At 67.8% G+C, this 6,885-nt stretch carries 10 protein-coding genes and 1 pseudogene; all 11 read left to right on the top strand.

Annotated features, from left to right (window positions below; genetic code table 11):
* Window positions 1-20: 20 nt before the first annotated feature.
* Window positions 21-440, top strand: a pseudogene (sctQ, locus tag G4D87_RS30780) (type III secretion system cytoplasmic ring protein SctQ); the annotation flags it as partial.
* A 118-nt stretch (window positions 441-558) separates the two neighbouring features.
* A complete protein-coding gene (locus tag G4D87_RS30775) occupies window positions 559-1,260 on the top strand; it encodes a flagellar biosynthetic protein FliO (RefSeq protein ID WP_163786269.1) in 702 nt (233 codons plus the stop codon).
* Between the two features lie 11 nt (window positions 1,261-1,271).
* Entirely contained in the window at window positions 1,272-2,096 is an 825-nt protein-coding gene (gene sctR / locus G4D87_RS30770) for a type III secretion system export apparatus subunit SctR (RefSeq protein WP_163786268.1), read from the top strand.
* Window positions 2,097-2,108: 12 nt separating this feature from the next.
* The gene (gene fliQ / locus G4D87_RS30765) at window positions 2,109-2,372 is read left to right on the top strand and encodes a flagellar biosynthesis protein FliQ (RefSeq protein ID WP_163786267.1); all 264 of its coding nucleotides are present in this window, start codon (window positions 2,109-2,111) and stop codon (window positions 2,370-2,372) included.
* Window positions 2,369-3,187 (top strand): flagellar biosynthetic protein FliR, encoded by an 819-nt coding sequence (locus tag G4D87_RS30760; protein ID WP_163786266.1) that lies wholly within the window; start codon window positions 2,369-2,371, stop codon window positions 3,185-3,187. Before fliQ ends, G4D87_RS30760 begins: the two co-directional genes overlap by 4 nt.
* A gap of 22 nt (window positions 3,188-3,209) precedes the next feature.
* On the top strand, window positions 3,210-4,289 hold the full coding sequence (sctU, locus tag G4D87_RS30755; protein ID WP_163786265.1) for a type III secretion system export apparatus subunit SctU: 1,080 nt from the start codon (window positions 3,210-3,212) through the stop codon (window positions 4,287-4,289).
* A 43-nt stretch (window positions 4,290-4,332) separates the two neighbouring features.
* Window positions 4,333-4,617, top strand: a complete 285-nt coding sequence (locus G4D87_RS30750; protein WP_011552525.1) for an EscU/YscU/HrcU family type III secretion system export apparatus switch protein — start codon at window positions 4,333-4,335, stop codon at window positions 4,615-4,617.
* A 47-nt stretch (window positions 4,618-4,664) separates the two neighbouring features.
* Entirely contained in the window at window positions 4,665-5,144 is a 480-nt protein-coding gene (locus G4D87_RS30745) for a hypothetical protein (RefSeq protein ID WP_163786264.1), read from the top strand.
* Window positions 5,145-5,148: 4 nt separating this feature from the next.
* Window positions 5,149-5,625 carry a SycD/LcrH family type III secretion system chaperone gene (locus G4D87_RS30740; protein WP_163786263.1) on the top strand — a complete coding sequence of 159 codons (477 nt, stop codon included), beginning with the start codon at window positions 5,149-5,151 and terminating at the stop codon, window positions 5,623-5,625.
* Window positions 5,626-5,718: 93 nt separating this feature from the next.
* Window positions 5,719-6,309 (top strand): hypothetical protein, encoded by a 591-nt coding sequence (locus tag G4D87_RS30735; RefSeq protein ID WP_163786262.1) that lies wholly within the window; start codon window positions 5,719-5,721, stop codon window positions 6,307-6,309.
* Between the two features lie 99 nt (window positions 6,310-6,408).
* Window positions 6,409-6,783 (top strand): hypothetical protein, encoded by a 375-nt coding sequence (locus tag G4D87_RS30730; protein WP_163786261.1) that lies wholly within the window; start codon window positions 6,409-6,411, stop codon window positions 6,781-6,783.
* Window positions 6,784-6,885 lie beyond the last annotated feature (102 nt).

Genomic DNA, 6,885 nt, shown 5'->3' with positions numbered 1-6,885 from the left:
TGAGATGTGGATAAGAGACAGAGGCGGAGGTGTTCGTCGGCGAGGACGGGCGCTACCAGGCGCGCATCACCGACTTCGTTCAAGGAGCGCCGGGCCACCCGGGCTCCGCGGACGAGGCGCCTGGGGATGAAGAAGAGGACTTCACGAACCCGGAGTTGGACGTGCCTCCGGCACTGGAAGGGGCGGCCTTGGACGATGTGAGCAAGCCGGACGGAAGCGACCTGCTCGGAGACGTGCCCCTGCAGATTGCGGTGGAGCTGGCGCGCGTGCCCGTCACCGCGCAGCAGGTGGTGGGGCTGCGCACCGGTCAGGTCCTCGAGCTGAGCCGGGGGCCGGGAGAGCCGGTGGAGCTGTCCGTCAACGGCAAGGTGGTGGCCCGGGGTGAGCTGGTGGAGTTGGAAGGCCAGCTCGGCGTGCGCATCATCACCCTGGCGAGCTGAGTCCCAGGCGGGGCAGGGCAGGCGAGCAGGAGCGGCCGGCCGGGCGTGGGCCCGTGGCGGTCCTCCGGCCGATGCACTAGCCTCGCGCCCAGCCATGGCAGTCCTCCGTCCCCCCCTCATGCGCCTGTTGCTTGGTGCCGCGCTGGTGTTCGCGCCGCCCGCCGCCATGGCCCAGGCTCCGTCCACGTCCGCGCCGGCCGCGCCCACCGTGATTCCGGTGGCGCCCCCCGCGGCGTCGGCACCCGCTCCGTCCCCGGCACCAGCGGTTGCCTCGACCGCGACGCCACCACCGGCCACTGAGCGCGTGGCCTCGGAGGCCGACGCCGCGCTGCTGGAGGCGGACCGTGCCCTGGACGCGGAGTTGTCTGCGCGCGAGTCCGCGAAGGCGGCCCGGAGCGGCGCGGCCGGAGACACCCTGCCGGAGTCCGAGGAGACGGACAGCCTGGGCTGGACGCTGGTGCGTACGCTGCTCGTGCTGGGCGTGGTGGTGGCGTCCATCTACCTCACGCTGAACGTGGGCCTGCGCAAGCTGATGGGGCTCCAGGGGGGGGCCGCGGGCCGTCAGCCCCTGATTTCCGTGGTGGAGCGGCTGCCCCTGGACCAGCGCCGCAGCCTCTTCGTGGTGAAGGCCGCGGACGAATACCTGCTGTTGGGCGGCGGCGAGGGCGGCTTGCAACTGTTGTCGAAGCTGGATGTGGAGGCGGTGGAGCGCATCCGCGCGCAGCGCCCGCAGACGAATGCAGTTCCACTGAGCCCATTCCTCCAGAAGCTCCTCTCCCGCCGCAGCGGTGGCTCGCCTTCCCAGCCCCCCGGCTCCTGACGACCGTGCCCGTGAACTTCCCTTCCTCTGCCCGCTCCCGTCTCCCGCGCGTCCCGCCCTGGCTGTTCGCGGCCGCGGTCGCCGCTCATCCATTCACCGCGCTCGCGCAGCGGCGCGGGAGCGCGGCCATCCCCGACTCAGTGGTCAACGAGGCCGTCAACAGCGACTCGTTCGCCTCGCGCCCGCTCATCCTCATCCTGGCGCTCGCGGCCATGGGCCTGGTGCCCTTCGCGCTGATGATGGCGACCAGCTTCGTGAAGATTTCGGTGGTGCTCTCCATCGTCCGCTCGGCGCTGGGCACGCAGCAGATTCCGCCCACCCAGGTCATCACCGGCCTGGCCATCATCCTCACCGTCTACATCATGGCCCCGGTGGGCCAGCAGATGTACCGCGCGGCCGGTCTGGACATCTGGGCCAAGGGCCCTGGGGTGTTCTCCTCGGAGACGGTGGGCTCCATGCTGGGCGCCGCCAACAAGTCGAAGGAGCCGCTGCGCGAGTGGCTCATCAAGAAGGTCACCACCAAGGACCGGGCGCTCTTCTTCAACCTCGCCAAGAAGATGCGCAAGGGCGAGGACCGCGACGCCGTGGAGAACAATGACTTCATGGTCATCATCCCGGCCTTCGTGGTGTCCGAGCTCAAGGAGGCCTTCCAGATAGGCTTCCTCTTGTTCGTCCCATTCATCGTCATCGACATGGTGGTGGCCAACATCCTGCTGGCGCTCGGCATGCACATGTTGTCGCCGACCACCATCTCCATGCCGTTCAAGCTGCTGCTGTTCGTGCTCGTGGACGGCTGGTATCTCATCGCCAAGGGCCTGGTCGTCGGCTACCTGTAGGAAGAGGGCTCCATGAATCAGCTCACGTTCATCACCCAGGAGGCCCTGTTCCTGGTGCTCGTCGCGTCGGCGCCGCCGGTGCTGATGAGCCTGTTGGTGGGGTTCATCATCTCCCTGTTCCAGGCCACCACGCAGATTCAGGAGCAGACGCTCACCTTCGCGCCGAAGGTCATCGCCGTGTTCGGCGTCCTCGCGTTGGCGGGGCCCTGGATTGGAAGCCAGCTGGTGCGCTTCACCTTCCACGTCTTCGACAGGTTCCCCGTCCTCATCAAATGAACGTCGCGGACCTCGTCGCGGAGCTGGGCACCCGGGCCAACGTCTCGGCCGTCATCTTCACGGTGGCGCTGGTGATGTGCCGGGTGATGCCCGTCCTCATCTTCAGCCCCTTCCTGGGCGGCGAGGTGGTCCCCACCGAGCTGAAGATGGGCGTCGGGCTGACGCTCTCCATCGTCCTCTATCCGCTCATCGCGGGCTCGGTGACGTCCATCCCCCTGAGCGCCATGCCGTACATCGCGCTGATGGCGAAGGAGGTGTTCATCGGCTTCTCCATCGCCTTCGTCGTCAACACGCTCTTCGAGGCGGCGCGCGTGGCCGGCAACCTGGTGGACACCATGTCTGGCAGCAACAACGCGCAGCTGTACGTGCCCCAGCTCGGGCAGCAGGTGACGCTGTTCTCCAACTTCAAGGTGCAGCTGGCGGTGGTGCTGTTCCTCACGCTGAACGGGCACCACCTGGTCATCGAGGCGCTGGCGGACAGCCTGGTGGCGGTGCCGCTGGACGGCTTCCCGCGCTTCCACGACGGGCCGTGGCCCTTCTTCGACTTGATGATTCGCGTGTTCGCGGACCTGCTCCGGGTGAGCCTGTCGCTGGCCGCTCCGGCGATGCTGGCGACCTTCCTCACGGACGTGGCGCTGGGCGCCATCAACCGCGTGGCGCCGCAAATCCAGGTGTTCTTCATCTCCATGTCCGTCAAGCCCCTGGTGAGCGTGCTGCTCGTCTTCCTGGTGCTCGGCGCCTTGATAGACCGCATGCAGGGGGAGATGGTCGTCATGCTGCGGACCCTCAACCAGGCCCTGCGGCTCTTGTCCTGAGCCTCTTCATCCGGGACGCGCCATGTCGGACGAGAGCGGCGAAAAAACAGAAGAGCCATCCCAGAAGAAGCTGGATGACTCACGCAAGAAGGGGCAGGTCTGGAAGAGCAAGGACCTCAGCGGCGTGGGCGTGCTCGTGGTGGGGCTGGCCGCGGTCAAGGGCAGCTGGGACATGCTGGAGACGGAGCTGACGTCGCTCTTCCAGTTCTCCTTCGACCACCTGACGAACCCGGTGGACCTGTCGGTGGCCACCGGGCAGCTGCTCTTGCTGGGCGTGCGCGCGGTGGTGCTGGTGTCGCTGCCGGTGCTGGCGGGTGGGGCCATTGTCGGCGGACTGCTGGAGTACCTCCAGGTGGGGTCGCTCTTCACCATGGACCCGCTGATGCCGAAGATGGAGAAGCTCAACCCCATCCAGGGCATGAAGAACCTGTTCAACAAGAAGGCGATTGTTGAGCTGCTGAAGAACCTCCTCAAAATCACCGTCACCGCCTACGTCGTCTACGGCGTGGTGCGGGACTCCATGCCCATGGTGGCCGAAACGGTGCGGCAGGACACGCGCGCCATCATGGCCATCATGGGAGAGCTGGTGACGCGCGTCGCCACGCGGGTGGCGCTCCTCTTCGTCCTCTTCGGCGTCTTCGACGTCTGGTGGCAGCGCAAGTCCTTCATGAAGGACATGATGATGACGAAGGAGGAGGTGAAGAAGGAGTACAAGCAGAGCGAGGGCGACCCGCACCACAAGGCCAAGCGCAAGGAGCTGCACCAGGAAATCATGGAGGGTGCGCAGATGGAGGCCGTGCGCGAGGCCGACGTCATCGTGACCAACCCGGACCACGTGGCGGTGGCCCTCAAGTACGACCGGGAGAAGGACGGCGCGCCGCGCGTGCTGGCCCGGGGCATCGACTTCAAGGCCGAGCGCATCAAGGCCATTGCCCGCGAGCAGGACGTGCCCACGCTGCGCAACGTGCCCCTGGCCCACGCCCTGCTGCGGGTGGAGGTGGGGCACGAAGTCCCGGAGGAGCTGTACGACGCGGTCGCCGAGGTCCTCAACTTCGTCTACGGCCTGAAGTCCGGCCAGCCAGTCCCGGAGGGCCGCGCGTGAGCGGGCCGGGTGTGGCTATCATGCAGGGACAGCGGGGCCTCCCATGAGTGACGACGCCGAAATCGCCATCGCGTTGAAGTACGACAAGGAGAAGGACGGCGCGCCGCGCGTGGTGGCCAAGGGCATGCGGCTCAAGGCGGAGAAGATTCGTGAGATTGCCCGCGAGCACAACATCCCGCTGATGCGGAACGTGAACCTGGCCAATGCCCTCTACCGCGTGGAGGTGGGCCAGGAGGTCCCCGAGGAGCTGTATGACGCCGTGGCCGAGGTCCTGAACTTCGTCTACGAGCTGCAACGCGAGCAGGCGGCCGCGGCCGCCAGGCGCTAGGGGGGCTGGACGTCCCCCACCCATCTGGAGTGAGGTTCGGTATCACGATGGCCAGAATCAACAATCCGCCTCCGAATACCGCCCTGTGGCCCTGGGGTGGTCCCCGCAGCGTCCGTGAGCGGCTCGTCGACCCGGCGCAGGTCGACCGGAAGAAGCTCCGCAAGACGGGCAACCCGAAGAACCCGGCGCTCGCGTCCGCGGCGCTGCTGGACTTCATCGGGCCGGCGCACTCCTCGGAGGAGCTCCGCCTGCCGCTGCCGCCGCACCCCGGCGGGCATGAGGCGGACCTGGAGGGCTTCAGCGACCGGCCCCACCTGTCCAGCGTGGCGGGCCGCGGCCACGAGGACCAGCGCCGGATGCTGGAGCGGGGCCTGGGGAAGGTGCGGGCGGCGCCCGACCGGCTGGAGCGGCTCAAGGCGCTGCTGCACCGCGAGTCCGCCATGCTCTCCCTGGTGGATCAGGTGAACGAGGAGACGAAGGAGATCATCCGCCGCATGTGGGACGCGCAGAAGGACGAGGGCTACTAGCGTCATGGCGGTCCTGGACCCGGATGATCCGAAGGACGAGGCGAAGCTGGACACGCTGCTGCAGCGCTGGGCGGACGGCAGGGCCACGCTGCGGGACGTGCGTGGCTACTCGGACGAAGAGCTCTACGCCATCGCCAAGACGGCCTATTACTTCTTCTATCAAGGCCGGGTGAGCGAGGCGCGCACGCTCTTCCAGGGCCTGTACGCCGTCAACCCGACGGACGCCTACTTCGCCAAGGCCCTGGGCGTGGTGGAGATGGCGGCTGGAAACGGGCAGGGGGCGCTGGCGGCCTTCGACGTGGCCGCCAAGCTGACGCCGCATGATCCGTCCGTCTACGTGGGGCGCGCGGAGGTGAAGCTGGCCATGGGCCAGAAGCCCCAGGCGCTGGAGGATCTGCGCCGGGCGGCGGCGATGCAGCCGGGGGATGACCCCGTGGTGCGCAAGGCGGCGGCCATGATCTCCGCCCTGAGCCGCCGCTGAGGGGCGCATTTCACATCCGGAATCGACTGTTCTTCCGGGGAGTCTGGTAGGCTGCCCGCCGCTCAATTCTTCGTCGTCAGGGAGGTCGTTGACATGTCGAACCCGAATCCTGATCCGCGCGTGCCCGCCCAGATGCCTCCAGAGGCCCCGCCCGAACTGGTCGCCAAGCGCGAGCGGCTCGTCACCGAACTGGAGAACCAGGCGAAGTCGGCGACTGGCACGCTGCAGCAGGTGATGCGGAAGATGTCCGCGCTGCTGGGCAACACCAAGCCCGGTGCTTCGCTGAGCTTCCAGCTCTACCAGGACGTGAAGGACGCCTTTACCCGCCACCTGAACGAGGCGACGAAGACGCCGGCCCTGGCCAACATGCCGCCCGTGCTGGTGGAGTCCGTGGAGTGGATGCAGGCGTACCTGAACGCCCGCGGCTTCGCCACCGAAGAGGCGGCCGCCGCCGCCGCCGCCGCGCCCGCCGCCACGGCGGCTCCGGCCGCCGCGCCCAAGGCCCCCGCCGGCCCGGGAGGGGCGAAGGACGCCTTCGAGACGAGCAGCAAGAAGCACGCGTCGCTGACGGGTGACGTGCCGCCTCCGCCGGCCGCGCCGCCGGACGTCAAGGCCGAGCAGAAGGACCTGGAGTCCTTCAAGGCCTGGATGAAGAACCCCAGCCTGGGCAAGCTCAAGGGCTAGGTTCACCGCGTCGGCGCCTGGCCCGCAGGGACGCAACTTGGGGCCTGGCGCCGACGATAACTCCCTCGAGACGTTCTTTCTTTCCGAGGAGCTTTCCCCGTGACCACCAAGATTTCGAACAACGCGTCCGCCGCGGCGCGCAAGTCGACGACGACGACCCCCGAGGACCAGAAGCAGGCCTGGGAGGGCGTGCTGAACTCCGCCGTGGACCGGATGAATGAGCCGGAGATCAAGGGCAGCCTCCAGTACCTGGGCGAGGGCCGGATCGACACGGTGAAGCAGAAGGTCCAGGGGGAGATGGAGTCCTTCCTCCAGAGCAACCCGAACGCCTCCGCCGACGAGGTCAAGTCGCACGCCGAGTCGACGACGAAGAAGCACGAGACGAACGCCATGTTCCAGAAGATGCGGGACGACAACTTCTTCGGGAAGCTGATGAGCCGCCGCAAGGAGCTCATCAAGGACATGTGGGGGTAGTAGTCACCCGGCCGCGAGCGGCTCCGCCGCACGCCTGGCCTTGAAGCCGCCGCCCGGGTCTCTGACCGGGGCGGCGGTTTTGCTTTGCGGGGTGCTGGGGGC

Origin of the sequence: Myxococcus vastator (assembly GCF_010894475.1) — a bacterium.
Classification (GTDB): domain Bacteria; phylum Myxococcota; class Myxococcia; order Myxococcales; family Myxococcaceae; genus Myxococcus; species Myxococcus vastator.
This window is presented reverse-complemented; position numbering and strand designations above follow the sequence as displayed.

Bases quoted from the DNA above. Each gene is read 5' to 3' on its own strand.
- G4D87_RS30775 (WP_163786269.1), top strand. From the start codon at position 559: ATGCGCCTGTTGCTTGGTGCCGCGCTGGTGTTCGCGCCGCCCGCCGCC.
- fliQ (WP_163786267.1), top strand. From the start codon at position 2,109: ATGAATCAGCTCACGTTCATCACCCAGGAGGCCCTGTTCCTGGTGCTC.
- G4D87_RS30760 (WP_163786266.1), top strand. From the start codon at position 2,369: ATGAACGTCGCGGACCTCGTCGCGGAGCTGGGCACCCGGGCCAACGTC.
- sctU (WP_163786265.1), top strand. From the start codon at position 3,210: ATGTCGGACGAGAGCGGCGAAAAAACAGAAGAGCCATCCCAGAAGAAG.
- G4D87_RS30750 (WP_011552525.1), top strand. From the start codon at position 4,333: ATGAGTGACGACGCCGAAATCGCCATCGCGTTGAAGTACGACAAGGAG.
- G4D87_RS30745 (WP_163786264.1), top strand. From the start codon at position 4,665: ATGGCCAGAATCAACAATCCGCCTCCGAATACCGCCCTGTGGCCCTGG.
- G4D87_RS30740 (WP_163786263.1), top strand. From the start codon at position 5,149: ATGGCGGTCCTGGACCCGGATGATCCGAAGGACGAGGCGAAGCTGGAC.
- G4D87_RS30735 (WP_163786262.1), top strand. From the start codon at position 5,719: ATGTCGAACCCGAATCCTGATCCGCGCGTGCCCGCCCAGATGCCTCCA.